The organism is Spiroplasma attinicola (assembly GCF_023509825.1).
GTDB lineage: Bacteria > Bacillota_I > Bacilli_A > Mycoplasmatales > VBWQ01 > Spiroplasma_D > Spiroplasma_D attinicola.
Genome location: NZ_JAKQXY010000004.1, coordinates 1 through 1,107, shown reverse-complemented (window position 1 = coordinate 1,107; position 1,107 = coordinate 1). Strand labels below are relative to the sequence as shown.

Below are 1,107 nucleotides of genomic sequence, written 5' to 3'. Positions count from 1 at the left end.
AAATCACTGCCAAAGCAAACAGCAAATACACTGGAAGCATCACAATATCTATCAACGCAATTACACAAACAAATTTAAGTGATTTTAACACAACTGCAATTATTGGTAGTGAAAATATGTCAGTGGATGACGCATTTAATGCCTTCTTAGCAAATAATAGTAACGCTACTGATTTAAAAGATAATGTTGATCTAGCATTTACCGCCCCTAACGTTAATAACGATGGTTCATTAACTATTACTGCTAAAGTAGCTACTAAATACACAGGAAGCATTAAAGTATCTATTACTAAATTAGCAAAAAAAGAACTAAGCAGTCTTGGACTTAATATATTACTTTCAGAAGCATATACAGAGCAAACAGAAGCATTTCAAGCATTTATTAACCTAAATTCACAAATATCTGACTTAGAAACTAATGTTACAGTTAGCAATTTTAACCCATCAAAATATGGAGATAATGGTGCTGGTTCATTAGAAATTACAGCTAAACCTGACGGCAAATACAACGGAACTATTACAGTAACTTTTAGTGCCCGAACTGCAACAGATGAAGAGATAGTTGATACTATTATTAACAGTGGCATAACTTTTGGTGCTGGTGCTACCTTGAATCAATCTCTTAATGATTTTATTGATCAAGTAATCAATGGAAATAATGACAACAATAAAGAGAATGATAAATATTGATTTATTAGAGGGCAACTTCGTGATCATTTAGACAAGTATGACATTTTAAATGGAGCAGATCTTACTAAATATGAATTTGTTAAATTAACTGATGAAAATGGCAATGATTTAACAGATGCTATATTGGCAGGAAGAGGAACTAAAAATATTAAATTTGTCTATAATTATGGAACAATGAAAAATCAATCAGTTAAGTTCATTTTAACTGTAAATTAAATAAATAAAAAAATAACAAAAATGTCTTATAAAGTTAAGACATTTTTTTAATATTTTCAAAAATTATTGCTCCCTTCTCCTCCTGAGTGATACAATAATTTAAGTAACTAAGGTTATTTTTTATTAAATACAACTAAATATAGCAAAAAAGATTTAAAAAATGTACGATAAAAGCTAACAAATAAATTAGAAGGGGAAAAAT

1 protein-coding gene is annotated in these 1,107 nt (G+C 28.7%); it reads left to right on the top strand.

Annotated features, from left to right (window positions below; translation table 4 throughout):
• Positions 1-905, top strand: a 905-nt coding sequence (locus LT335_RS03985; RefSeq protein WP_249728806.1) for a hypothetical protein, incomplete at its 5' end; no start/stop codon positions are given.
• Positions 906-1,107: the final 202 nt, after the last annotated feature.